Raw genomic sequence first — 24503 nt, forward strand, 5'->3', positions numbered from 1 at the left:
ATTCGTAATTCGTAATTCAGAGCAACCGACTGAAGTCGCTTGCTCTGAATAAGGAATGAATTTATTGATTCCATTAATAAATTAAGTTGCTCTGTATCCTTAATGAATTAATTATTAATTTCTCCTTAATGAATTCAAAATTTACGAATTACGAATTACGAATTAGTAATTATTTGGTCATTGGTCATTAGTCATTAGTAATTGGTCATTAGTCACTTGTACTGAGCGTAGCCGAAGTATTAGTCATTGGTAAAATGACAAAGGACAAATGACAACCGACAAATAACAAAAGTCATTCGTCACTTGTACTGAGCGTAGTCGAAGTATTGATCACTAGCAAATAGCAAAGGACAAATGACAAATGACAAATGATAAACTTAACTAACTTTGAAAGCCTCGACAGTCTCTTGTAACTGATGAGAAATCTCCACGGTTTGTTGCAGAGATTCGGAAACTTGACGAGAAGAATCGCTGGTGCGTTGTGATACAGCAGCGATATCTTTCATCAATTGGCTAACACTTTGCGATGTTTCAACCTGAGATGCAGTTGCAGTGGAAATCGACTGCACTAAGGAGTCAATTTCACGCGATACATCCAAAATTTCACTCAGACTTTGTTTAGCCTCCTCCACAATTCGAGTTCCTTCTACCACTTGGGTAGTGCCTATTTCCATCGCTAGTACCACCTCACTGGTTTCTCGTTGGATATTTTCAACAATTTGTTCAATTTCTTGGGTTGCTGCGGCACTCCTGACTGCTAATTCGCCGACTTCTTCAGCCACTACGGCAAAACCTTGACCTTCTTCACCCGCACGCGCTGCTTCAATACCGGCGTTAATGGCTAATAAGTTAGTTTGAATAGCGATTTGGTTAATCAAGGAAACCACGCGAGAAATTTGTTGCGAAGATTCTCCCAAACGTTTCACTTTCTTAGCAGTTTCACCCACGGTTTCCCGCAAAGACAGGATGTTTTGTACCGTCAAATCCATTGCGTGTCCACTCTTGGTGGCGGTGTGAGCCGCATGATTGGCAACGAAAGCAGCTTTTTCGGCGCTTTCGGCTACAGCTTTCATGGATTGGGTCATTTGGTCAACAGCATCGAGGGTGCGGTTGATTTCGGCAGCTTGGGTCAGTGCTTCCTCTGCTAGGTGGCGAATGGCTCCTTCGTCAGAACCAATGGCAGTATTAACGTGGATAGCAGCTTGTTTAACTTGGGTAACAATATCTCGGAGGCTTTCTACAATGGAGTTGAAAAAGTCGGCAACAGTGCCTATTTCCCCAGGCGTCACGTCTGCACGCACTGTCAAGTCACCTCTGGCTGCACCTTCTACGTTGTTGAGTAGTTCTAAAAGTTGCTGTTGCAGTGTTTCGTTTTGACACCGTTCGTCGTCAGAACCGATTACTGCAACATTTCTAGATTGCTCTATCTTCTCTAATAACTTGGCTTGTTCTAAGGCATAGCCAATTTGAGTTGCTATCTGTTGAAACAAGTCAATTTCCGGCTGTTGCCAAACACGAGGAGTTTGGCACTGATGAGCAATTAATAAGCATAAAAGTTGCCCTTGGGCAAGAATCGGTACGATCAAATTACCTTTGACGGCAAATTTTTCCAAAAGTTGGATGTAACCGTCGGCATTTTTCAGACTTTGGTCTTGATGAATGTTAGTAACTGCAAGCACCCGTCCATCGTAATCAGTTTCTACATAACGTTCTCGAAAATAAAGATCGTCGATTTTAACTCCGATCATTTCCGGCCAATTACCAGTTACTGATTCAGCAACGACAACGCCATCCCTAGTATTTGGATTCACGCTATAAACGATTACCCTGTCTGTTTTTAGCGCTAGCTGAACTTCTTTTACTGCTGCGTGATAAATATCTTCAGTTTTGAGACTTCTCCGAATTTCTAGGGTAATATCTGTTAGTAATTTTGCCCCTTCAACGTCTAGTTCTTGTTCCTTAACTAAGACCTGCAATTGTTCGGCCATCTGGTTGATATTTGCACTCAATACCCCTAATTCGTCTTCTCTTTCGATTTCCAGACGGGTATTAAATTTACCTTGACCAAGCTTTGCTAATGCCGCAGTTGCATTTAAAATTGGCTGTGTAGTAAGTTTAGCTAACCGAGATGCGATCGCAGCTACAATCAATGCTGTCACTGCTGTACCAATGGCTATAATCCATAACAATTGTCTTTGCGGCTCAAATACAATTGCTGTGTCTGAAGATAAAAGTACTTGCCAGTTTAAATCTGGTAAGCCATCTAACTTACTGGCTGGTACGTAGCTGACTAGTTCTTCTTTTTTGCCAGTTTTGGGAACTTCTATAAAACTATCTACCTTTTTGGCTGCTATCAGTTTAGGTAAACTAGAATACTCTCCCTTTGCCTCTTTCCCTAATAATTCCTTTTGTGGACTCAAGAAAACTGTTCCCGAAGCATCGAGCAAATGGTATTGTTGTCCATTGGCTGCGTAGTTTTTGATTACTTCTTCTAAAGATTTTACGGGCATCCGCGCTCTTACCACACCAATCGTTTGGCCCGTCCTTATCTCTTTCACAGGTGCAGCTATATAAATACTCATTACACCAGTATTTTTTGCTGCTTCAGGTTTACTAATGACAGGAGTATCTTTTTGTAAAACCTCTTGAAAGTAGGTACGGTCTTTTTGGTTGTCTAGGGGTTCGCCTGTGGATTGGACAATCAACTTACCTTGGCGATCAAAAACAGCAACGCTGTCATAAACTTTGTAGGCTTCGATAACTCCATCTAGGATTGCTTGTTTATCTTGATTGGTGATACTTACACTAGCCTGGGGACTTGTCAAAAAAAGTAAACTTGATATTACCTGAATATCTCCGTAGCGTCCCAACATGAAACGGTTAACTTTATCACTTAAGCCAATAGCTTCAGCTTGTTGAGATTGGGTAATTTGCTTAGTAATCGATTTGTTGGCAAAGCTAAAAGCGATCGCGCCGATGCCCAATAGTGGTATTGTAGCAATTGCGATCGCTACAATAGTCGCTTTCTTAGCCAATCCGAGTTTTGTAAAAGAGGCAATAGCCTGATTTAGGAAAGAATTATTAGCCGTTTCACTAGTAGTTTTAGTTGGTAGCTTTATGACACTACCAGTTATTTTTTGGGATGAAATCAGTGATGCTCGATTTTGAGCGCCACTACCTTGATTCGCGTTGGTTTTATTAAACATAAAAGTAGTTCTCCTAACTATGTGAATAAGAACACTAAAAATCCTTTTTAGTAGTACACTCTAATCACTGCGGAGAATAGAAGACTGCACAATTGCCTGGGCATCTAATACCAGTAATATTTCTTCTTGTTGCACAAGGCACCCACATAAATAAGGAACTAAACTGGATGCCACTTGTCCTATAGGAGAATGAATATCATCAGGGATGAACTTAGTCGTACCTTTTATTTCTTGCACAACTAAACCCAACACCAATGATTCCACTTGGATAACGATCGCACTGTACTGTCGCAGTCGATAATCTAGGGATTCTAAATTGAGCATTCTTGGCAAATCAACAACCCAAATTATCCGACTCCGCCAATTCATTAATCCTAATATACAGGAGGGCATATTAGGCATTGAGGTTACAGACTCAATAGGTACAATAATTGCTTCTTGCGTCTGTTTCATTGATAAAACAGCAGCAGTCTGTTGATTTAGCTGAAACTTCAGATAACCGTCTGCTAAATTATTTTGGGTTTCTTTTGAAGGAAGTGTAATGTTTATACTAGTCATTGATTCAAATTCCCACTGATTTAATAGTACGTAGCAGAAGTTCGCGGGTGTAAGGTTTAGTTATGTAGGCATCAGCACCTTGTCTCATCGCCCATAAACGGTCAATTTCTTGATTTTTGGAACTACAAATTACAATTGGCACTTTTGCAGTAATCGGATTTCTTCTCAGATAACGACACAATTCAAATCCGCTCATTTCTGGCATTACTACATCAGTAACGATCACATCTGGTTTTTCTAATACAGCTTTTTCTAAGCCCTCTTTTGCACCACTTGCTTTAATTACGTTGTAACCACTTTCTTTCAGATAATGGCTCATTAATTCCAATTCACTGGGAGAATCTTCTACAATTAGAATTGTGCCAAGTAAAGTCAGACTCACTATTAAATCTCCTAAAAAACTCAATTCAACATATTTTGTTATTTTTATTTGCCTTGTTTAAATTAACCAAGATGTTTGAAAACCATTTTTAGCAATTCTGATTGTGTAAAAGGCTTAGTCAAATATCCTGAGGATCTGACTAGTTTTGCCTTTGCCCTGTCGATAAAGCCTGTTCTACCAGTCACCATAATAATAGGTGTATGTTTAAAAGCTGAATGTTTCCGTAATAAGGAACATAGCTCATAGCCATCTAAACTTGGCATCTCAACATCTAGCAATATCAGGTCGGGTTTACTCCGAATAATTTGCATTAAAGCCTTAACAGGGTCGTTAATCATCACAACTGAAAATGTGTTTTCATCCAAAAAGTGTTTAATGGAATTCAAAACTGTTTGGCTATCATCAATGCAGGCAATTGTATATAGTTTTTTACCAGCAGGTAGCTGAGTATTTTTCTTGTTTTCAGGAATATCAAAATTGATTGGTATCGGTAACTTTTGCCCAAGTTTTATTTGTAGTTGTGGCTGAACTTGAGACGGTTGTATTTTAGACAAAACTTGGGAACTCCCACCAGCCGGAATTGATGACTGGATATTTTGCCGATTTCGTAACTGTTTTTGACAGTGTTCAACAAGTAACCGCAAATCCAGCCGACAGAACTTTGGTAGTTCATCCAAAGAACTTTCCGGGCTGAATTCATAGCTACCTTCTTTTAAACACAGAAATGATTCCAGTACTTCTTTTGCTAATTCGTCTATCAGGCTTGCTGCTTGCACAGAAGTGATATAGTCCTGATTTACTAACCAACAAATAGCTTGGTAATCGGCATTGGGTATTGATTGGTGTTCATTCTTCGTCTCAAACATCAGCCGCATCTGCACGCGAGTGGCGCTGTTGAGAGCAGGAATTTGCTGGCTCAAGCGTCGCAAGTGACTGTCAAGCCGCTCAAACAGTTTATCTGAATAGGAGGCATAAGTAAGTTTACCGTCCTCTAGATAAATTGACCAAGAAACCATTCCAGTAAATATGTTTAAGCACCCTGTAGCACGCCGACTGGTTAATTGTGCCAACAGAGATAGCGGATGTAGTTTCTGGAACAACCTGTAGCTACCTATAGGAGTTGTGCTCATTTTGCTTTTACTTCAGCTAAATTCGATACATGTAAGCTAAATTCGTACAGAGTTATTCCACAATTTAAATCAAGTAAAAAGCATCAAACTTTTGCATTTTCAAGTACATCAGTTTATATCTAAACTTGGTGGTGAAACTCAACGAAAACAGCGTCATTTTCAAATGATCGAATCTCAGTAATAGGAAGTAAAATATTATTAATTTACTTCCTGTTACTGAGATTTACAGACTTTTTGGACAATAAGACATAAAAATGTCAAGACTAGATGAAGCCACTTTCCATTGAGTAACCCCAATCTGACCACAGGAATAATACTGATTTTGTAGATAGTAATATATTTGAACTTCTGTATTTACACTTAAGTAAACTCTATTTTTTAAGCAGATAGGACTAATGAAGCCACTTTGCATCGAGTAACTTCAACTTGACCACAGTAATAATACTGGTTTATTGATAATAATAAATTGATTTTTTTATATGTTTTAGTTTCATGAACAGAGATATAGGACTTACGCAAAATATCTCTTAAACTCTCATTTCTCCGTGTCGCGCCAGTTGCTAAAGAGCGGGAACGCTAAGAGCGAACAAGTCTCTTAACCGCAAGGGCGCACTGGCCTCTCTGCGCCTCTGCGGTAGCCTGCGGCAAGCCCTCCGGGTGACGCTCGTACCTTGCTAACGCTGCGCTAACAGCAGTCGCTCATGGGGAAAACCCCCATGCGCTAAAGCGTCTCCCCTTGGGAGAAGACCGCGCTGCTTCACCGCTTTGCGTCCAATACGGTTCGGTTAAGAATATTTGTAGGTTGGGTTGAACATTCGTGTTACCCAACAAACCCCACAATATGTTGGGTTTCGTTCCTCAACCCAACCTACACATTTTCATTTTTTGGGCTTAACCGAACCGTATTGGCTTTGCGTCTACGTTATTCCGTAAATCGTGCGTAAGTCCAAAGATAGTATGTCTTATTTCACTGTTCATACCTCGGTGGATACTGCGGAAGTCTTATCAGCAGAAAAAACTAAGAGTATCCGCAGCCCTGCCTGGAGGGGGACATGCGTAATATTTATGAAAAGTTGGGCATTGCTGTTGTTTTAGTAGGAACTGACCGTTTAAAAGCAGTAATTAAGCGAGATGAACAAGTTTATAACCGCTTTCGGGCTTGTCATCGTTTCGGGAAGTTGCCAGGGAAGAAGTTCCAGGATACTGTACAAACCTGGGAAATAAGGTTTTAAAGTTGCCATTGCCTTCTAATCTTATTAACAAAGATATTCTGCGGATTTTGACTTCGGCAACAGAAGGTTACATTGGTCAGCTATAGCAATCCTAAATGAGTCGTGAAAAATATAGATAAGGAAACGAACCGCCTTCGCGCAGCGTCTCGTTAGAGAAGAACGCCAAGGACGCAAAGATAAGAGAGAAAAAAGAGATATATAATTAATTTTCACAAATGATTTAGGATTGCTATATAAGCTATTCTAAAATTTAGGATATGGAGAACGAACAATTTTTCTTACCTTACCATCGCTCTTAGAGGTTACATAAATTTCCCCCTCTTCGTCTACCCCAAACCTGACATCAGAACGTTTACTACCAATGATTTCTAGAAAAGAACCTTCTTTTTGACCATCAAACAGTCTAAGTTCTTTAATCTTTGCCTGTTTACCATTCACAAGTTCATCTACAGGTACATGAAAAAAACGTCCATCGTTGGCAAAATCAGCAAAAATATACTGACCTACTAATTCAGGAATGGCTCTACCTCTATAAACATAACCACCTGCGATCGCAACCGAATAAAAACCCTGCCAATCAGCAGGTAAATCATGGTCATATTGAGCAACCGGATATGTGTAACCATACTTGGCATCATCTTGAGGTAAAGGAAATAGAACATTCTCATTCTTTTCATTTATCACCCACCTTCCCTCACGATTCCCCCATCCGTAGTTAGCGCCTTTTCTCCCAAGATTGATTTCTTCAATCAAAGCTTGACCGATATCAACAATTAACATCTTGCCTTGGCCACCTGTATCCCAACTAAAACGATGGGGATTACGTAACCCATAAGCCCAAATTTCCCCTAAAGTTTTGCGGTTGTTATCCTGAGCAAAAGGATTATTTTTAGGGATGCCGTACTTACCGTTAGCGCTGTTCTTACCAAAAGGATTTATACGCAGAATTTTTCCTAGAGGTGTACTCAGGTCTTGTCCATTATCTAGAGGATCTGTATTGCTGACAGGAAAGCCGTCACTTCCTCCGTCTGCTGTAGCAATGTACAACATTCCATAATCAACATCTCTAGGTTTAGCATTAGGATTGAAGCCCAATTGCCCGATATTATGGTCTGGATATGGCTGTTCAATCCGCAGAATTTCTCGAAAAGTTCCAGAAAAAATATTAGCAGCAGGATTAGTAGTTTTCCATTCTAGAACTACGTCATGGTGAGAACTTTCGATGATTTTACCTGCCCTATTAATAATTGTTTTTCTCACCGGAAAATCAGGAATGGAGTTATCTTTGTCTTCACTGTGTACAGTATAAAAAATTCCATTTTGCCTAAATTCTGGATGGAAAGCGAAATAAGAGAAACCTTGTTGAGTGCTTTTATCATTAAAGCTTAAGGATAGTAATCGCTTTAAATCCATGTAAACTGAGGCTTGATTATTATTAATTACATAGAGTTTGCCACGCATATCATTGACGAATAACCTGCCGCTACCATCACCTGTATTGGCTAACATATTCAATCTTGCGATTCTCTCTTGACTTGGCGCTATAACGCTTTTGGGTATTTGCACAACTTCTTGTATACCTACGGAAATCTGTGATTTTTCAATCTTTTCAAGAATGGGGTCTGTAATTTGAGCCGAAGAAATATTAGAAAACACTAAGTTGAAAACCAAGGCTATGCAGATACCAACTAAAATGTATAATTTTTTCATGATTCAGTTAGAAATAGGTTTTAGTTTATGCAATCTAGGTTTATTAAGAATATAACACTAGCCTCAAGTCCCATAACTATGGGAATCAGTATTATCTTGATGAGTATTTTGTACCCTTGTCAAGGGGAAAGAGCTAAGATTAAATCAGTATCATTAAACACAATTAATGCACGTATTAAAGATTCGCATCAGCAGAATACAAGTATAACTGTTACTGAATGGGGTAAAGCTGAAAATGGTCAATCAGTAAACCTTTTTACCTTGACTAATGCTAATGGACTAGTAGCTAAAATAACAAACTATGGCGCAATTATTACAGAATTAAAAGTTCCGGATCGTCAGGGTAAATTAGACGATGTAGTATTGGGATTCGATACTCTAGAGGCTTATAAACAGGTTAATCGCTATTCATATTTTGGTGCGATCGTTGGGCGAGTTGCCAACCGTATTGCCAATGGCAAGTTTACTCTTGATGGTAAAGAATATACTCTAGCTACTAATGCGGGTTTACATCATCTTCACGGTGGTAAAAAGGGTTTTGATCAAGTAGTTTGGCAAGCCGAACCAATCACAAGCCTGACTGGAGCAACATTGAAATTGACATATTTAAGTGTTGATGGAGAGGAAGGCTATCCTGGTAATTTAACAGTAACAGTAACTTATACGTTAACCAATAATAACGAATTTAAAATGGAGATGACTGCCACTACAGATAAGCCTACACCAGTCAATTTGACAAACCACTCTTACTGGAATTTGGCTGGTCATGCTTCTGGTAGTATACTAGGACATCAATTATTAATTAATGCAGATAAATATACACCAAATAATGCCCAAAAAATCCCTACAGGAGAGATTAAATTAGTTCAAAATACCCCCTATGACTTTACTCAACCCAAGTTAATTAATGATGGCATTAAACAACTTGAGGGCGATAAACCCAGTTATGACATCAACTATGTACTCAACGGGAAACCCGGACAAATAAAACTCGCTGCAAAAGTGGATGAACTATTCTCTGGTCGAGTCATGGAGGTTTATACAACTAAACCAGGAATGCAGCTTTACACTGGTTACTTGCAGAATTTGAAAACTCAGGGGAAAGGTGGAGTTAACTATCAGGGATATGCTGGCTTATGCCTAGAAACGCAATACTTTCCCAATTCAATTAATCAACCCAATTTTCCTTCTACTATCTTGCGTCCTGGTCAAATTTATCGTCATATTACCATACATAAGTTTTATACAAAACAGGATAATTTACAAAGCATTCTTGACAAGAATACTCAAGTTGAAAAAATTGCTAGAAATTTCAAATTTACAGAGGGGCCGCTTTGGCATCCAAATGGTTTTCTACTTTTAAGTGATATTCCTGCCAATACAATTTATCAATGACAACCTAATCAAAAATTGCAGATTTTCCGCCATCCTTCTGGTAATGCTAATGGCAACACCTTTGACCTTCAAGGGCATTTAATTACTGCTGAACACAGTAACCGTCGTGTATCTCGTACAGAAAAAAATGGCAAATTAGTCACACTTGTTAGCCATTACCAAGGAAAACGACTTAATAGCCCAAACGATTTAGTAGTGAAATCAGATGGAAGTATCTACTTCACAGATCCACCCTATGGTATTAAACCACAACAAAAAGAATTAGGTTTTTATGGTGTTTATCGTCTGACATCAGATGGGAAATTAACTCTATTAGCTAAAGATTTTGTCCGTCCCAATGGCATCGCCTTTTCTCCTGATGAAACCAAACTATATGTCAATGATTCTGAAACAGGCCATATCCGTGTCTTTGATGTTAATTCCGATGGTCTTTTGAAAAATGCACGTATTTTTGCCCAACAAAAATATCCTGGTAAGGAAGGAGTTCCAGATGGAATAAAAGTAGATATCAAAGGGAATGTTTATAGTACGGGGCCTGGAGGAGTGTGGGTTTTCTCACCTGCGGGCAATCTACTAGGTATTATTGAAGTCCCAGAAGTTCCAGCTAACTTGGCGTGGGGAGATAATGATTATAAAACTTTGTACATCACGGCGAGAAATAGCTTGTATCGTATCCGCCTTAAAAACCCAGGTGTTATACCAGGAAAGAGTTTTGCGCTGCGTAGTTGGTAAAATGAGCGTAGAAAATTGGCAAAATAAAGAATCTACAAAAATATAATTAAATAATTCGTAATTCGTAATGACGCTCGTTCCGACGCTCGTTCCTCGCTAACGCTGCGCTATCGCTACCGCTACGCTAACGTAATTCGTAATTAAGTTTTGTAATGGGGATTTAACCCCAACACAAAACTTGCTTTTTTATTGAACCGGGGGACTTAAACCCACGGAACTAGTTAAAAATTATCATAAACACATTATGTTTTGTAAAAAATAATGTGTTTATGATAATTTAATTTATCGCGTGATTAAGGTGTTTGTCTCAATGACAATAATCTGTCACCGACGAAAAACAATTAGTCACTGCACAGTATAACTACCAGCCTAGATAAGGCAATTCAATTTATTAAAAATGCGGATGAAAGGACTTGAACCTTCACTCCTTTCGGAACTAGAACCTAAATCTAGCGCGTCTGCCAATTCCGCCACATCCGCATCAGCTTCCTATCATACCATGAGAAATTATTTTTGGGAATAGGGAGTGGGGAGTGGGGAGATGAGGGAGCAGGGGGAGCAGGGGGAGCAGGGGAAGCAGGGGGAGAATAACTATTGATTTTTAACCAATGCCCAATGCCCAATGCCCAATGCCCAATGCCCAATGCCCAATGCCCAATGCCCCATGCCCCATGCCCAATTACATGACCGCAACACGAGGCAGACGATGCTTAAACCCACAAAGAATTTCCCAGGAAATAGTGTTTAGTTGTTCTGCCCAATCGTCTGCTGAAATTTGTTCTTTTCCCTGTTCCCCTAGCAAGGTGACTACTTCCCCTTCTTGGATATTGGGTATGGCACTCACATCCAGCATCAACTGATCCATTGTAATTGCCCCGATTTGCGAAACTCGCTGACCGCGAATTAACACCTGCATTTTGTTGGAAAGATTACGAGGCACACCGTCAGCATAGCCAATTCCTACAACGGCGAGGCAAAGTTCACGCGGGGCAATAAATTGATGCCCGTAGCTAACAGCTGTTCCTGCGGCAATTGTTTTAACTTGGGTAACTCTTGCCTTAAGTTGCAAAACCGGCTTGAGATTGATCGCATTTTGTAAATGCAGCGCTGGGTAGAGTCCGTAAACAGCTAAACCTACTCGCACAATGTCATAATGTAATCCCGGATCTGTCAGTGCAGCCGCAGAGTTTGCCAAGTGCAAGCAAGGTGGCTCAATTCCCATTGCTTTGATTTGAGCGATCGCTTCCTCAAATCGTCTATGCTGTTCTTCCATTGCCGTAGTATCAGGATCATCTGCTGTTGCCAAATGAGAATAAATACTGGCAATAGATAGATGTGGTAAGCGCTGTACTAATTGCACAAATTCACCAGCTTGCTGCCAATTAGTTCCCAACCTAGACATTCCCGTGTCTAATTTGATGTGTACGGGCACTGGAGAATCATGATTCATGGATTCTAGGATATCGGAAAATACTAAAGCTTGTTTAGGGCTACAGAGTGTGGGCTGAAGTTTCCAATGTGCGATCGCATGAATCTGCTCTGGTGTATGAGTTGCCCCTAAAATCAAAATTGGGGCTTGAATCCCGCCTTCACGCAATTCAATAGCTTCTGGAACTGTAGCGACTCCCAGCCAACTCGCTCCCGATTGGATTGCAGTTTGGGCGACTGTTACCGCTCCATGTCCATAGGCATCAGCTTTTACTACTGCCATCAACTCAGTATGCGGCGATAAAAACTGCACCAATTGCTGTATATTGTACGACAACGCTCCTAAATCAATTTCTACCCAAGCTCGTTGCGAAAACCACGCGTAGGTGTCGCACTGCTGATTAGGAACTACACCAGGGATTTGTTTGCGACTTAACATTTGTACTGACTCCTATCCCACCACGGCTAAACTTCCAAGTTATCTATACACGCTTACTAAAGCGAGATCAGATTAAATAGGAAGTGTAACCTTCAGATTGGAATTGATACAAGATGTTGCAGTAGTAAAGTAAAAGTTAAGATTTATAACTTGCGAGCAAAGCCAGAGACGCTCCTCACTTCTCAACTTCTAACTCATAACTTAATTGCCGAATTATCCCGAAAGTATAATTTATTCTCATCTCCCTAGCAGGATGTATTTGTGTTAACATTTATGTAAAGCTAATACCCTGAGCGCAGATAAATGGGGAAGGTTTTAGTCTTAAACGCCTCTTACGAACCTCTCAATATAACGAGTTGGCGTCGTGCTGTGGTTCTTTTAATTAAGGGCAAAGCAGAACGCGTGGAACACAACGGGAAATTCCTATACTCGGATTTTCCGTTACCGACCGTGATCAGGTTGCGTCATTACGTGCGTGTTCCTTATAAAGAAATTCCTCTGACTCGCCGAAATATATTGCACCGTGACGGTCATGCGTGTCAATACTGTGGTTATACAGGGGATGAGTTGACCCTAGACCATGTAATACCGCGATCGCGCGGCGGAGGTGATAACTGGGAGAACATTGTGACCGCTTGTGTGCGTTGCAATGTCAAAAAAGGCAGTCGGACTCCCCATGAAGCTCACATGCCCTTACGTCATCCTCCTCGCCAACCTTATAGCAGCCTCTATTTCGAGGTCAGCAAACATCTTAAGAGTGGACTGCATACAGAGTGGCAAAAGTATGTTATAGGTCTTTGAGCAAAAAAGCAGAGGAGCAAAGGAAAAAGAAGAAACATCTTTTTGTTTTGGGACAGTGCCAATAACTTTAGTTATCGATTGTTGAAAAATTGGTGGCTATATTGCTTGCAACGAATGCGATCGCGTCTCCTAAACAGGCGCAATGCGCCAACGCTCAAGCCTCTACATTTGTGTATGGGGCTTGCTCTTTCCTCCCTGGCTTCTCCCAAGGGGAGACGCTAAAAGCGATCTGATATCATGTCCGACTTAATACTTATGTCATTGCGAGCGGAGCGTGGCAATCCCAAACCTTTGCGATTGCTTCATTTCACTTCGTTGCATTCGCAATGACATATCGTAAGTGATTTGCCGAACTTGATATGACTTCTTGCACTAGTACAGCGCGGCGTAAATCAAGCTACCATTTTAAAAGTTGCAAAAGCCTTGATATACAAAACTTTTGACACTTCGACTCCTTTCGACTGCGCTCAAGGCAAGTCGCTCAGTGTTAACTTTTGACTTTCGCCTTGCGGTACTAGGTTTCGCTCTAAATTATCAGAATTTTTAAAGGGAATAAAAAACACGCATTGTTCAATAAAAATAATTGTTAACATTTTTGAGGGGTCTAAGTCCCTCGCTTCTAACAAGCGACAAGTTTTGCGGTGGGGTTAAAATCCCCATTGCAAAACAAAATTTACGAATTACGAATTACGAATTACGAATTATTTTAATTGCTCAATAGTCACAATAATGAGATTATTGAGCATAAGACTATTTCAAATATCAAGGACTAACCCGAAAGTATAAGATAGAAGGTATACCCTAAGTCAGATTAAAATTCCGCTAATTGAATTTACGGAAGAGAAAAAAAGCTCCTCAAGCAGATTTATGTTATCAAATACAGCCCTATATGCTAGACTTCCTTGTTTCCAGCACCTATACGCGTAAGAGTGGAATTTAGTTCATTGTTGACCATTGTTGAGCGCTGATGTGACTGACAAAAATATACTTAGATGTATAGTGCAATGTCTTGATATTTTTGCGAAGATCAAAATAATGTGGCTGAATTCAGTGAATTGCTGATTGTAGTATTTCTGAATTAAAGGAGCCTCACACTTTAAAAAAAGTTCCCTATGTACTTGAATTCTCCCGTTACTCAGTTTGAGAGTTTGTCATCGACCACAGAGCCAAACCCAGAGGAACCTGAAATAGAAAAAGCGCCAGTGGAAGTTTCATTTAAAACTCCGTCATTACCGCCATCGGTAGGTGAAGGAGCTATATATCTCAGTCAGCGTGGTAATTCCCTGGCACAACAAAAGTCAGAAGAACTGCAAAGAACCCTTCTGGCACACCGACACGATCGCCAACTGGTAATTCTGCAAGATTTTCCTGACCCTGATGCCCTTTCCTGTGCCTGGGCTTATCAGTTAATTGCCCAGCAATATGATATCAAATGTGAAATCATTTATGCTGGCGCATTGAGCCATCAAGAAAATATTGCCTTGGTGAGGCTGACTAATTTACCAATCCAACGCTGGACACCGCAAACCTTGAAAACAAAAGATTTGTCATCTTATCAAGGTTTTGTATTAATTGATAACCAGGGAACCACTTCACAGCTACTGTCGGCGGTGCAACAGGCTAAAATTCCCCTAGTAGTCCTCATTGACCATCACAGTATCCAAGGTGATCTGCAATCAGAGTTTGAGGATATCCGTCCCTATGTAAGAGCGACGGCAACAATTTTTACCCAATACCTGCAAACGGGATTATTGGCATTAGATAGCAGCATAAATCAACACGTCAAATGCGCTACTGCCTTGATGCACGGCTTGCGATCGGATACAAATCGGCTAATGCAAGCGCAAGAAGAAGATTTTATGGCAGCTGCGTATTTAAGCCGATTTTATGACGCTCAACTGCTAAACGCAATTTTACAGGCGAATCGTTCCAAGCGGGTAATGGATGTGATCGAGCGATCGCTAAAAAATCGCATCGTCCAAAATAACTTTTCCATCGCTGGTGTTGGTTACTTACGCTACGAAGACCGTGACGCCATCCCCCAAGCGGCTGATTTTCTCGTCACCGAAGAAAACGTCCATACAGCCGTAGTTTACGGCATTGTTCACGATGAAGACGATGAACTGGAAATAGTCATTGGCTCCCTGAGAACTAGCAAACTGACCCTTGACCCCGATGAATTCATCAAAGAAGCCTTTGGACAAGATAGTGCAGGGCGCTTTTTCGGCGGTGGAAGGACAAGCGCAGGCGGCTTTGAAATTCCAATGGGCTTCTTATCTGGCAGCAACGAAAATTCCGCATACGCGAAAATGAAATGGGAAGTATTCGACGCTCAAATTAAGCAAAAACTGCTGAGGTTAGTTAATCCCAGAGACAACCCGATTCAGTCCGAGTAGAGGGAACTCAAGGAGATGCGGAGAACTGCTAACTAATGCAGCAGTCAAAGTGTTTGGTCAAATAGCATCCCTTCCCGATTTTTGATAAAAGTCGGGAATTTGGGTTTTATGACCTAAATCAAACTTAACTTGCGCCTACCTATTTATTTGCCAAGGAGAAGCGCTATGAAGATTATAGAACTGCAAATGTTACAAACTCTGTATGAGCAAGATTTTTATGCTTGGGTAGAGCAGACAGCAGAGCTTTTGCGATGTCTACGACGGGCTACGCCTACGCACCAGTGGGACACGCTAGATTTAGAACACTTAATTGAGGAAGTGGTGGACTTGGGTAAAAGCCAACAACGGGCGTTGCAAAGTGCGTTGCGGTTGGTGTTGTCGCATTTGTTGAAGTGGAAGTATCAACTAGAACGTCGTAGCCACAGTTGGCAAGTGACCATTACCCGTGAGCGACTGAATATAGATGAATTGCTGCAAGAAAGTCCTAGCTTGCGGCATTTTTTAAATGATGCTGAGTGGATAAATACTACCTATCAAAGAGCGCAGCGAGAGGCAATGGTAGAAAGGGGTTTATCAGAGGAGAACTTTGCGATCGCTATTGTAAAAAGTTTAGAACTCGCTATTAGTCAACTTTCACCAGAGGATCTAGCTGCTTTTCGTACCTGGTTTGCAGAATTCGATGCAGCAGCTTGGGATAAACAGATTGAAATTGAACCTGCCTCCCAGTCACCAGATTTTGACTTGATGAATGATAACTTTATTGGGATGTGGAGCGATCGCCAAGATTTAGCTGATAGCACTGCTTGGGTGCGTGGTGTTCGAGAAAATGAGTGGTCAAAGTCACATGACTAACTCAACCATCGTTGATACTGATATTCTAATTGATGCAGGTAGCGGTGTTCTCGAAGCAGTAAAGTGTTTGCAAAATCTGAAAGCGAGTTCTGGCTTGGCAATTAGCATAATCACACAAATGGAACTAATGGTTAGTTGTCGTAACAAAGCAGAGCTACAAACACTCTTAAATTTCCTCAAGCAGTTTTACATCATTAAGATTGACCAGGCTGTATCTGACACAGCAGTTGATTTATTGCGGTCTTATCGGCTCAGTGATAATTTGGCCATTCCTGATAGTCTCATTGCAGCTACAGCAATAGTGTGGAATTACCCGTTTATCACAAAAAACCAACGGGATTACAGATTTATTCAAGGTTTAAACCTGTTGCCATATCCGTAACACGTTAGAACACCTAACGCCGCGTTGCACCGGACAGATCGCATATCAACGAATACGTAATAATGATTAAGATTAGGATAGGTTAATTGACAGCAGACGTAAATCCTAACTAAGCACGGGCTACGCCCCGCTATGCTAACAGAACTCAAAGTATGGAACTATATTTAATTCGTCATGGCATCGCCGAAGATAAAGGATTAGGCATCAAAGATGAGGAACGCAGCCTTACCAAAGAAGGACGGCAAAAAACTGAGAAAGTCGCTCAGAAACTTGTTAAATTGGGATTAAACTTTGATTTGATTCTCACCAGCCCCTTAGTGCGGGCCCGCCAAACGGCTGATATCCTCATAGCAGAAAAACTAAGCTCCCAATTAGAGGAATCTAGCCACCTCGCCCACGATGGTCAAATTTCTAGTTGGCTAAAAGACTGGTTAAAGCCAAGAAATTATTCCCAAAATACCCAATTGGCACTGGTTGGACACGAACCTGATTTGACCAATTGGGCAGAAATTCTCCTATGGGGAGAAGTCAAAGCAAGCTTAGTCTTGAAAAAAGCAGGTATGATTGGGATAAAACTACCAGAAACAGGTTCTCCTCTGGGTCGGAGTCAGATGTTTTGGTTGACACCACCCAAGTACCTGCTATAACAGTTTTTCAACATTTCCAATTGTTGTTAGAAGGGCTACTGTTATAGCGACAATAATTTCTGGTAAGTTAGCTTGATCAGATATTTCACAAAGCGAATGGTGGTGCCATGATGGTGTGCGAATACAAGCCTGGTTTAGAAGGCATTCCCGCCGCCCAATCAAGTATCAGCTATGTTGATGGGCAAAAGGGAATACTAGAATATCGTGGCATCCGGATTGAGGAACTAGCAGAAAAAAGTACATTCCTAGAAACTGCTTATCTCTTAATCTGGGGCGAACTGCCAAGCAACGAAGAATTGAAAGCATTTGAGCATGAAGTTCGTTATCACCGGCGGATAAAATACCGCATTCGGGACATGATGAAATGCTTTCCAGAAAGCGGTCACCCAATGGATGCGCTGCAAGCCTCTGCTGCTGCTTTAGGGTTATTTTATTCGCTTCGGGATTTACATAATCCTGCCTACATTCGGGATTCAGTGGTGCGCCTGATAGCAACCATTCCCACGATGGTAGCAGCGTTCCAACTGATGCGAAAAGGCAATGACCCGATACGTCCCCGTGATGACTTAGACTACTCCGCCAACTTTCTATACATGCTCGATGAGAAAGAACCCGATCCTCTGATGGCGCGGATTTTTGATATCTGCTTGATACTTCAAGTTGAGCATACAATGAATGCTTCTACTTTCAGTGCCAGGGTGACAGCTTCCACCTTAACTGATCCTTACGCTGTGGTTGCTAGTGCAGTGGGAACTTTGGGAGGGCCCTTGCATGGCGGAGCCAATGAAGAAGTAATTCAGATGTTGGAAAAAATTGGCTCTGTGGAAAATGTCCGTCCCTACATAGAGGATTGTCTGCAAACTAAATCTAAGATTATGGGCTTTGGACATCGTGTGTATAAAGTGAAAGACCCACGAGCCACAATCTTACAAGGTCTAGCAGAACAGCTGTTTGAAAAGTTTGGGCATGACAAGTTCTATGATATTGCCCTAGAGATGGAACGCGTGGTAGAGGAAAAACTCGGTAGCAAAGGGATTTATCCCAATATTGACTTTTACTCAGGTTTGGTGTATAGGAAGATGGGGATTCCTACAGACTTGTTTACGCCAATATTTGCGATCGCTCGCGTTGCCGGTTGGTTAGCCCACTGGAAAGAACAACTAGCAGAAAACCGGATTTTCCGTCCTACCCAGGTTTACAACGGTCTGCACGAAGTTACTTATACCCCAATTGACAAACGGTAAATGGGCATGGGGCATGGGGCATGGGGCATGGGGCATGGGGCATGGGGCATTGAAAAGAAGCAGAGGGGCAGGGTGCAGGGGGCAGGGGGCAGAGGGGAAAACTCTTCTCCCTTATCTTCCCCTGCTTCCCCTGCTTCCCCTGCTCCCTCTGCTCCCTCTGCTCCCCCTGCTTCCTCATGCCCCCGTCTCCTCAATAGCAATCTCAATGCCAACCATAAGTAGAAGTTCTCATCTCGCTTCAGAGGGCTAAAACCATCCAAGGATATACTAGGCATGGGAATTAGCAACAAATCTTCAATCAAGCGTCATCTGGGCAAAAATTAAAAATGGGTGAATTTACAGGTATTAATTCAACTAATAGTTGTAATTCACCATGACTCGATGTCTTAAAGAGTGGAAACATGAACTCAGGAATTGACCTCCAAGGAACTTTTATTGAATCCCTCCGGGATTTAGGTATACCACCAGGAACAGCCAAAGCAATTTGGATGCCACTGCCAATGATACTGATGCTGATTGGGGCAACAGTGGGGGTATTAGTTGCTACTTGGCTAGAACGAAAAATTTCCGCCGCCGCACAGCAGCGAATTGGGCCAGAATACCAGGGGCCTTTTGGGTTGCTGGTACCTGTAGCGGATGGTTTGAAGTTGGTATTTAAAGAAGATATAGTACCAGCTAAATCTGACCCTTGGCTGTTTACCCTTGGGCCAATTATTGTTGTGATTCCGGTGTTTCTGTCATTCCTGATCGTCCCCTTTGGGCAGAACATCGTAATTAGCAATGTGGGCATGGGCGTATTCTTGTGGATTGCCTTGTCAAGCATTCAACCCATTGGTTTGTTAATGGCTGGCTACGCATCTAATAATAAATACTCCCTTTTAGGGGGGTTGCGGGCAGCAGCGCAATCTATTAGTTATGAAATTCCTTTGGCGCTGGCGGTGTTAGCGATCGCTATGATGTCTAATAGCCTCGACACCGTTGATATTGTCAATCAACAGTCTGGCTACGGCATTCTGGGCTGGAACATTTGGCGACAACCAATCGGTTTCCTAATCTTTTGGATAGCCGCCCTAGCTGAATGCGAACGATTACCCTTTGACTTACCTGAAGCGGAAGAAGAAATCGTCGCAGGCTATCAGACTGAATACTCAGGTATGAAATTCGGTCTTTTCTACCTGGGTTCTTACGTTAACTTGATTCTTTCTTCCTTACTAGTAGCAATTCTCTACCTGGGCGGTTGGGACTTTCCCATTCCCCTCAACCTCATCGCTGGTTGGCTGGGAGTCAGTGAACTAAATCCCGTGTTCCAGATAGTAACTGCTGCTTTGGGGATCACCATGACCGTGTTCAAAGCCTATTTACTAGTGTTTGTCGCCATCCTGTTGCGCTGGACAGTGCCACGGGTACGGATTGACCAGCTGTTAGATTTAGGATGGAAGTTTTTGTTGCCAGTTGGCTTGGTTAATCTCCTATTAACCGCCGCTCTGAAACTAGCCTTTCCCTTCGCCTTCGGCGGGTAATGAGAGAGTTAAGAGTTAAGAGTTAGGAGTTATAAGTTATGAGTTATGAGTTATGAGTTTTTAATTAACTCCTCATTCCTCACTCCTAACTCCTCACTCCTCACTCCTCACTCCTAACTTTTATCCCCTTAAAAGAGAGACAAAAAATGCTAAAGTTCCTGAAACAAGTTGGTGATTACGCCAAAGAAACAGTACAAGCTGCGCGTTACATTGGTCAGGGGCTTTCTGTCACCTTCGATCACATGCGGCGGCGTCCGATTACCGTACAGTACCCTTACGAGAAACTGATTCCTGGCGAACGGTTTCGCGGTAGAATTCACTTTGAATTTGATAAGTGTATCGCCTGCGAAGTCTGTGTTCGCGTTTGTCCAATTAACCTGCCTGTAGTAGATTGGGAATACGACAAAGCCAGCAAAAAGAAAAAACTCAACCACTACAGCATTGACTTTGGAGTTTGTATCTTTTGCGGTAATTGTGTGGAATTTTGCCCCACTAACTGTCTATCTATGACAGAAGAGTATGAGCTTTCCACTTACGATCGCCATGAATTGAACTATGACAGCGTAGCGCTAGGTCGTCTGCCCTACAAGGTAACAGATGATCCAATGGTTACACCACTGCGCGAACTAGTTTACCTACCCAAGGGCGTCCTCGAACCACATGGACTGCCCGCAGATGCACCGCGTGCTGGTGCGCGTCCAGAAAACCTGGTAGAACAAACAGAAAAATAAATGTCATTAGTCATTTGTCCTTTCCTAATGACCAATGACCAATGACTAATGACTAAATCCAATGACTAAGGACAAAAAACAGTGAATCTAGCGGAAGGAGTACAGTTTGTATCGCTTGGCATACTAGGCGTGATGATGATTGGGGCAGCCATTGGTGTAGTGCTGTTCTCCAACATCGTCTATTCTGCCTTTTTGCTGGGGGGTGTGTTCATCAGCATAGCGGGAATCTACCTGTTGCTAAATGCTGATTTTGTTGCAGCTGCACAAATACTGATTTACGTTGGGGCGGTTAACGTGTTGATTTTGTTTGCCATTATGTTGGTGAACAAGCGGGAGGATTTTGTAGCATTTCCCAACTCTTGGGTGCGGAAAGTACTAACGGGTATAGTCAGTGTAGGATTGTTCGGTCTTTTAAGTACGATGGTGCTGGCTACTCCTTGGGCTTACTCACCTGCTCCTGTGGCGGGTGGTGAAAGTTCTATAGTTTTAATTGGAGAACATTTCTTCACTGACTTTTTACTGCCTTTTGAACTGGCTTCCATTTTGCTGCTGATAGCAATGGTAGGAGCAATTATTTTGGCACGCCGCGAGTATTTGCCAGACCTGTTGACACCATCCAAACTGGGGCAAACTGTTTTGACTTTGCAAGAACGCCCCAGAGAACTAGTATCAACAACCAGCGAAATAAAAGAGTAATATTTGCGACTTCATTCGCAGATAAATAGTCAGATTTTTTCAGGAGGGATATTCAGATTCATGCAACTCCAGTACTTTCTATTACTAGCAGCAGCTTTATTCTGTATCGGCATCTACGGTTTAATTACCAGCCGCAACGCTGTGCGGGTGCTGATGTCAATTGAGTTACTGCTCAATGCTGTTAATCTGAATTTAATGGCATTTTCCAACTTCCTCGACTCAACATTAATTAAGGGTCAGGTTTTCACAGTATTTGTGATTACCGTGGCCGCAGCCGAGGCGGCGGTGGGTTTAGCGATCGTGCTTGCCATTTATCGCAACCGCGATACCGTCGATATGGAGCAGTTTAATCTCCTGAAGTGGTAATTGTGCGTGCAACTCAAGCAGGTAATCATTGCTTATAAAGCGCGGGATGCCCGGAGTAAACAATGGGCAGAAATCTGTGCTAAACAACTAGAAAGTCGCGAGTGCCAGGTGTTGATGGGGCCTAGCGGCCCGAAAGACAACCCCTATCCTGTCTTTTTGGCTTCGGCGGCTCAACCAATCGATCTCGCCTTGGTACTCGGTGGCGATGGTACTGTTTTAACTGGTGCCAGACATTTAGCCCCAGCGGGCATCCCTATTCTGGGAGTGAATGTGGGAGGTCATCTGGGGTTTTTAACTGAGTCAGTGGAAGAATTTCAGGATACTGAAAAAGTTTGGGATCGACTGTTTGAGGATCGCTATGCTATCCAACGACGGATGATGTTACAAGCTGCTGTGTATGAGGGTCACGGGTCTAATTTAGAACCAGTGAGTGAGCATTATCTGGCTCTGAATGAGTTTTGTGTCAAACCCGCCTCCGCAGACCGGATGATTACTTCAATTCTGGAAATGGAAATTGACGGTGAGGTAGTCGATCAGTACGTCGGGGACGGGTTGATTATTTCCACCCCCACAGGTTCCACTGGTTACACTGTTTCTGCTAATGGGCCAATTATGCATGATGGTATGGAGGCGATTACGATCACTCCTATTTGTGCAATGAGCCTTTCTAGTCGCCCCCTCGTTTTACCCCCTGGTTCTGTGGTGAGTATTTGGCCTTTGGGGGATTATGATTTGAGTACAAAATTGTGGACAGATGGGGTTTTGGGAACTTCTATATGGCCGGGACACCGCGTTGATGTGCGGATGGCAGATTGTCGGGCTAAATTTATTATTTTGCGCGAGAACAATTCCTACTATCAAACGCTGCGGGAGAAGTTGCTTTGGGCAGGTACAAGGGTTCACTACAGCAATAATCACCGTAATTAATTTAGTATTTTAGAGTGCATTTACCGCAGATTGCAATGGCGTAGGCGATCGCTACGCTCACCGCAGCCATCGCAACCAAAATTATCCAAGCCCCTGGATTTATCCGGGGGCTTTGACTTTCTTTGCTGATACCATTTCACTTTAATAATGATACAAATACGCTAGTCAATACGGTTCGGTTAAGGTGCATAGGCCTTAAAGATCCCCCTTAGTCCCCCGATAAATTGGGGAAATAGAGCCATTTTTAGCCCCCCTTTTTAAGGGGGGTTGGGGGGATCGAGTCTTATCCGAACCGTATTGATACGCTAGTAGGGGCAAGTCTTTGCCCATTGGTGTCAACTTAAGCTCAAACGCTTATCCCACAGGCGTTTTACCCCACACGCTATCCGGCTCCACGCAGGTGAACCCCAAGACCGCACTGGCTCCCCTTAATCCCCTCCTGCTTGCGGGGAGGGGAAGTTTTGGCTTTAGACAAAACTGGGGTGGGGTGACGCGTCGAGTGATGGGTAAGTGAGTGAACTCAATATCAGGTCTTTACAAGGGTTTCACGTTAAGTTGACACCTATGGTCTTTGCCATGCCCCTACAATAAATCTATATGTATCAAGGTTTTGAAAATTGGTATGACTTGCATTTATAGCCTATATCAAAGCAAAATTTTGTATCTTATTGCCAGATTTTTTAGGAATTAATCTCCATAATAAAAGCACTCTACCTCTAATCCAAGAGAGTAAAAAAGCTCTCTAGAAGTTCTTTTATCAAAAACTGTCTCAATCACGTTTCGACACATTAAAGCATAATGTGAGCTATTTGTATAGTGCCTAAATACTAGTAGAATATTTTCTCAAATCTAAGTACGAAGATAGATGGAAGTTTCTGGACGCAACATCAATTACCCACTGAATCCTCCTGCCCCTCTTGAAGATTTTCCCGTCCTTCAAACTGAAAAATATATCCTACGGCTGGCGTCAACTAAAGAAGAATTAGAATCAATTTTTCGGTTGCGCTTTGAAGTTTTTAATCTTGAACTAGGCTTGGGATTTTCTGCTTCTAACTTTACCCAAATGGATATAGATAAGTTTGATGCGGTTTGCCATCATTTAATCCTAATCTCCAAAAAAACGGGTAAAACCATTGGAACTTATCGGATGCAAACTTATACAATGGCATCTCAAAGACTAGGCTTTGATGCTGCCGATATATTTAATCTTAATGCGATTCCCAATTCTGTGCTTCAGGCATCAGTTGAAGTTGGACGTGCATGTATAGTTAAAGAATACCGCAATATTCAGGCACTTTTACTATTATGGAAAGGGCTAGCAAATTATCTCATCTGGAGTAGAAATCAATATTTCTTTGGCTGTGCATCATTACTAACACAATGTCCTTTAAAAGCTACTTGCACTTATGATTATTTTCAGCAGAATGGCTTGATGCATCCAAGTATTTTGGTTTATCCAAATTCACAATTTTGTCTAAAAATGCCGCATAAATGCCCAGATTCATCCAATGTCGAAATACCTAAAATTTTGCAAGCATACTTAAATATTGGAGTTAAAATATGCAGTATTCCAGCTATTGATAGGCAGTTTAAGACTATTGATTTTTTAACTATATCTAATACCAAAGACTTTGCTAGATGGCGTTAGCAAATATTGTAAAAATTCTCTAACTTGAATTCCCCTTATTGTCTTGTAGGGAACTCAGGACTTCCATAAAATTTGGGCTAA

Annotated in this window: 23 protein-coding genes and 1 tRNA gene; 16 read left to right on the top strand and 8 right to left on the bottom strand. The window is 41.9% G+C overall.

What is annotated here, in order from left to right; all coding sequences use genetic code 11:
• Positions 1-377 precede the first annotated feature (377 nt).
• The 4 genes from LC586_RS13980 to LC586_RS13995 form a co-directional block, all read right to left on the bottom strand.
• The gene (locus LC586_RS13980; protein ID WP_229485396.1) at positions 378-3206 is read right to left on the bottom strand and encodes a methyl-accepting chemotaxis protein; all 2829 of its coding nucleotides are present in this window, start codon (positions 3204-3206) and stop codon (positions 378-380) included.
• Between the two features lie 60 nt (positions 3207-3266).
• Positions 3267-3764 carry a chemotaxis protein CheW gene (locus LC586_RS13985; protein ID WP_229485397.1) on the bottom strand — a complete coding sequence of 166 codons (498 nt, stop codon included), beginning with the start codon at positions 3762-3764 and terminating at the stop codon, positions 3267-3269.
• 4 nt (positions 3765-3768) lie between these two features.
• Positions 3769-4146 (bottom strand): response regulator, encoded by a 378-nt coding sequence (locus LC586_RS13990; protein WP_229468659.1) that lies wholly within the window; start codon positions 4144-4146, stop codon positions 3769-3771.
• Between the two features lie 62 nt (positions 4147-4208).
• Positions 4209-5276 (bottom strand): response regulator, encoded by a 1068-nt coding sequence (locus tag LC586_RS13995; RefSeq protein ID WP_229485398.1) that lies wholly within the window; start codon positions 5274-5276, stop codon positions 4209-4211.
• A 1052-nt stretch (positions 5277-6328) separates the two neighbouring features.
• Here LC586_RS13995 and LC586_RS14000 point away from each other — a divergent pair.
• Positions 6329-6508: a TniB family NTP-binding protein gene (locus tag LC586_RS14000; RefSeq protein WP_229485399.1), complete on the top strand. Its 180-nt coding sequence runs from the start codon at positions 6329-6331 to the stop codon at positions 6506-6508.
• A gap of 243 nt (positions 6509-6751) precedes the next feature.
• Here the strand turns inward: LC586_RS14000 and LC586_RS14005 are convergent, their stop codons facing one another.
• Complete coding sequence (locus tag LC586_RS14005; RefSeq protein WP_229485400.1) at positions 6752-8218, bottom strand: PQQ-dependent sugar dehydrogenase; 1467 nt, start codon at positions 8216-8218, stop codon at positions 6752-6754.
• A 99-nt stretch (positions 8219-8317) separates the two neighbouring features.
• On the opposite strand from LC586_RS14005, the gene LC586_RS14010 reads away from it, so the two are divergent.
• Complete coding sequence (locus LC586_RS14010; RefSeq protein WP_229485401.1) at positions 8318-9613, top strand: aldose epimerase family protein; 1296 nt, start codon at positions 8318-8320, stop codon at positions 9611-9613.
• A gap of 15 nt (positions 9614-9628) precedes the next feature.
• Positions 9629-10345, top strand: a complete 717-nt coding sequence (locus LC586_RS14015; RefSeq protein ID WP_229485402.1) for an SMP-30/gluconolactonase/LRE family protein — start codon at positions 9629-9631, stop codon at positions 10343-10345.
• Between the two features lie 398 nt (positions 10346-10743).
• Here the strand turns inward: LC586_RS14015 and LC586_RS14020 are convergent.
• Both LC586_RS14020 and alr read right to left on the bottom strand, forming a co-directional pair.
• Positions 10744-10825 (bottom strand) — tRNA-Leu (locus LC586_RS14020).
• A gap of 199 nt (positions 10826-11024) precedes the next feature.
• Positions 11025-12212 carry an alanine racemase gene (alr, locus tag LC586_RS14025; RefSeq protein ID WP_229485403.1) on the bottom strand — a complete coding sequence of 396 codons (1188 nt, stop codon included), beginning with the start codon at positions 12210-12212 and terminating at the stop codon, positions 11025-11027.
• A gap of 303 nt (positions 12213-12515) precedes the next feature.
• On the opposite strand from alr, the gene LC586_RS14030 reads away from it, so the two are divergent.
• The 7 genes from LC586_RS14030 (at position 12516) to LC586_RS14060 (ending at position 18534) form a co-directional block, all read left to right on the top strand.
• Positions 12516-13013: an HNH endonuclease gene (locus tag LC586_RS14030; RefSeq protein WP_229485404.1), complete on the top strand. Its 498-nt coding sequence runs from the start codon at positions 12516-12518 to the stop codon at positions 13011-13013.
• Positions 13014-13105: 92 nt separating this feature from the next.
• Positions 13106-13246: a hypothetical protein gene (locus tag LC586_RS14035; protein WP_229485405.1), complete on the top strand. Its 141-nt coding sequence runs from the start codon at positions 13106-13108 to the stop codon at positions 13244-13246.
• Between the two features lie 879 nt (positions 13247-14125).
• Positions 14126-15409, top strand: coding sequence for a DHH family phosphoesterase (locus LC586_RS14040; protein WP_229485406.1), 1284 nt, complete (start codon positions 14126-14128; stop codon positions 15407-15409).
• Between the two features lie 165 nt (positions 15410-15574).
• Positions 15575-16261 carry a DUF29 domain-containing protein gene (locus LC586_RS14045; protein WP_229485407.1) on the top strand — a complete coding sequence of 229 codons (687 nt, stop codon included), beginning with the start codon at positions 15575-15577 and terminating at the stop codon, positions 16259-16261.
• Positions 16254-16643, top strand: coding sequence for a type II toxin-antitoxin system VapC family toxin (locus tag LC586_RS14050; protein ID WP_229485408.1), 390 nt, complete (start codon positions 16254-16256; stop codon positions 16641-16643). The genes LC586_RS14045 and LC586_RS14050 overlap by 8 nt, the downstream gene beginning before the upstream one ends.
• A gap of 152 nt (positions 16644-16795) precedes the next feature.
• Positions 16796-17290: a phosphohistidine phosphatase SixA gene (sixA, locus tag LC586_RS14055; protein WP_229485409.1), complete on the top strand. Its 495-nt coding sequence runs from the start codon at positions 16796-16798 to the stop codon at positions 17288-17290.
• A gap of 107 nt (positions 17291-17397) precedes the next feature.
• The gene (locus LC586_RS14060; RefSeq protein WP_229485410.1) at positions 17398-18534 is read left to right on the top strand and encodes a citrate synthase; all 1137 of its coding nucleotides are present in this window, start codon (positions 17398-17400) and stop codon (positions 18532-18534) included.
• Here the strand turns inward: LC586_RS14060 and LC586_RS14065 are convergent.
• Positions 18510-18809, bottom strand: a complete 300-nt coding sequence (locus LC586_RS14065; RefSeq protein WP_229485411.1) for a hypothetical protein — start codon at positions 18807-18809, stop codon at positions 18510-18512. The two genes, LC586_RS14060 and LC586_RS14065, sit on opposite strands and share 25 nt — an antisense overlap.
• 126 nt (positions 18810-18935) lie before the next feature.
• Here LC586_RS14065 and nuoH point away from each other — a divergent pair, with 126 nt between their 5' ends.
• The 6 genes from nuoH to LC586_RS14095 all read left to right on the top strand — a co-directional run bounded on the left by nuoH (position 18936) and on the right by LC586_RS14095 (position 24422).
• Positions 18936-20054 (top strand): NADH-quinone oxidoreductase subunit NuoH, encoded by a 1119-nt coding sequence (gene nuoH, locus LC586_RS14070; RefSeq protein ID WP_229485412.1) that lies wholly within the window; start codon positions 18936-18938, stop codon positions 20052-20054.
• Positions 20055-20200: 146 nt separating this feature from the next.
• Positions 20201-20785: an NAD(P)H-quinone oxidoreductase subunit I gene (gene ndhI, locus LC586_RS14075; protein WP_229485413.1), complete on the top strand. Its 585-nt coding sequence runs from the start codon at positions 20201-20203 to the stop codon at positions 20783-20785.
• Positions 20786-20866: 81 nt separating this feature from the next.
• A complete protein-coding gene (locus LC586_RS14080) occupies positions 20867-21481 on the top strand; it encodes an NADH-quinone oxidoreductase subunit J (protein ID WP_309143377.1) in 615 nt (204 codons plus the stop codon).
• 60 nt (positions 21482-21541) lie between these two features.
• On the top strand, positions 21542-21847 hold the full coding sequence (nuoK, locus tag LC586_RS14085) for an NADH-quinone oxidoreductase subunit NuoK (protein ID WP_006199065.1): 306 nt from the start codon (positions 21542-21544) through the stop codon (positions 21845-21847).
• A gap of 6 nt (positions 21848-21853) precedes the next feature.
• Positions 21854-22774: an NAD(+) kinase gene (locus LC586_RS14090; RefSeq protein ID WP_100898810.1), complete on the top strand. Its 921-nt coding sequence runs from the start codon at positions 21854-21856 to the stop codon at positions 22772-22774.
• An 865-nt stretch (positions 22775-23639) separates the two neighbouring features.
• Positions 23640-24422, top strand: coding sequence for a GNAT family N-acetyltransferase (locus tag LC586_RS14095; protein ID WP_229485414.1), 783 nt, complete (start codon positions 23640-23642; stop codon positions 24420-24422).
• The last annotated feature ends 81 nt before the right edge of the window (positions 24423-24503 follow it).

Source organism: Nostoc favosum CHAB5714 (assembly GCF_020829495.1).
In the GTDB taxonomy this organism is placed as follows: Bacteria; Cyanobacteriota; Cyanobacteriia; order Cyanobacteriales; family Nostocaceae; genus Nostoc; species Nostoc favosum.

Coding starts and splice junctions, on each gene's coding strand:
- LC586_RS13980 (WP_229485396.1), bottom strand. CDS start 3,206: ATGTTTAATAAAACCAACGCGAATCAAGGTAGTGGCGCTCAAAATCGA.
- LC586_RS13985 (WP_229485397.1), bottom strand. CDS start 3,764: ATGACTAGTATAAACATTACACTTCCTTCAAAAGAAACCCAAAATAAT.
- LC586_RS13995 (WP_229485398.1), bottom strand. CDS start 5,276: ATGAGCACAACTCCTATAGGTAGCTACAGGTTGTTCCAGAAACTACAT.
- LC586_RS14000 (WP_229485399.1), top strand. CDS start 6,329: ATGCGTAATATTTATGAAAAGTTGGGCATTGCTGTTGTTTTAGTAGGA.
- LC586_RS14005 (WP_229485400.1), bottom strand. CDS start 8,218: ATGAAAAAATTATACATTTTAGTTGGTATCTGCATAGCCTTGGTTTTC.
- LC586_RS14010 (WP_229485401.1), top strand. CDS start 8,318: ATGAGTATTTTGTACCCTTGTCAAGGGGAAAGAGCTAAGATTAAATCA.
- alr (WP_229485403.1), bottom strand. CDS start 12,212: ATGTTAAGTCGCAAACAAATCCCTGGTGTAGTTCCTAATCAGCAGTGC.
- LC586_RS14030 (WP_229485404.1), top strand. CDS start 12,516: ATGGGGAAGGTTTTAGTCTTAAACGCCTCTTACGAACCTCTCAATATA.
- LC586_RS14040 (WP_229485406.1), top strand. CDS start 14,126: ATGTACTTGAATTCTCCCGTTACTCAGTTTGAGAGTTTGTCATCGACC.
- LC586_RS14045 (WP_229485407.1), top strand. CDS start 15,575: ATGAAGATTATAGAACTGCAAATGTTACAAACTCTGTATGAGCAAGAT.
- LC586_RS14050 (WP_229485408.1), top strand. CDS start 16,254: ATGACTAACTCAACCATCGTTGATACTGATATTCTAATTGATGCAGGT.
- sixA (WP_229485409.1), top strand. CDS start 16,796: ATGGAACTATATTTAATTCGTCATGGCATCGCCGAAGATAAAGGATTA.
- LC586_RS14060 (WP_229485410.1), top strand. CDS start 17,398: ATGATGGTGTGCGAATACAAGCCTGGTTTAGAAGGCATTCCCGCCGCC.
- LC586_RS14065 (WP_229485411.1), bottom strand. CDS start 18,809: ATGCCTAGTATATCCTTGGATGGTTTTAGCCCTCTGAAGCGAGATGAG.
- nuoH (WP_229485412.1), top strand. CDS start 18,936: ATGAACTCAGGAATTGACCTCCAAGGAACTTTTATTGAATCCCTCCGG.
- ndhI (WP_229485413.1), top strand. CDS start 20,201: ATGCTAAAGTTCCTGAAACAAGTTGGTGATTACGCCAAAGAAACAGTA.
- nuoK (WP_006199065.1), top strand. CDS start 21,542: ATGCAACTCCAGTACTTTCTATTACTAGCAGCAGCTTTATTCTGTATC.
- LC586_RS14095 (WP_229485414.1), top strand. CDS start 23,640: ATGGAAGTTTCTGGACGCAACATCAATTACCCACTGAATCCTCCTGCC.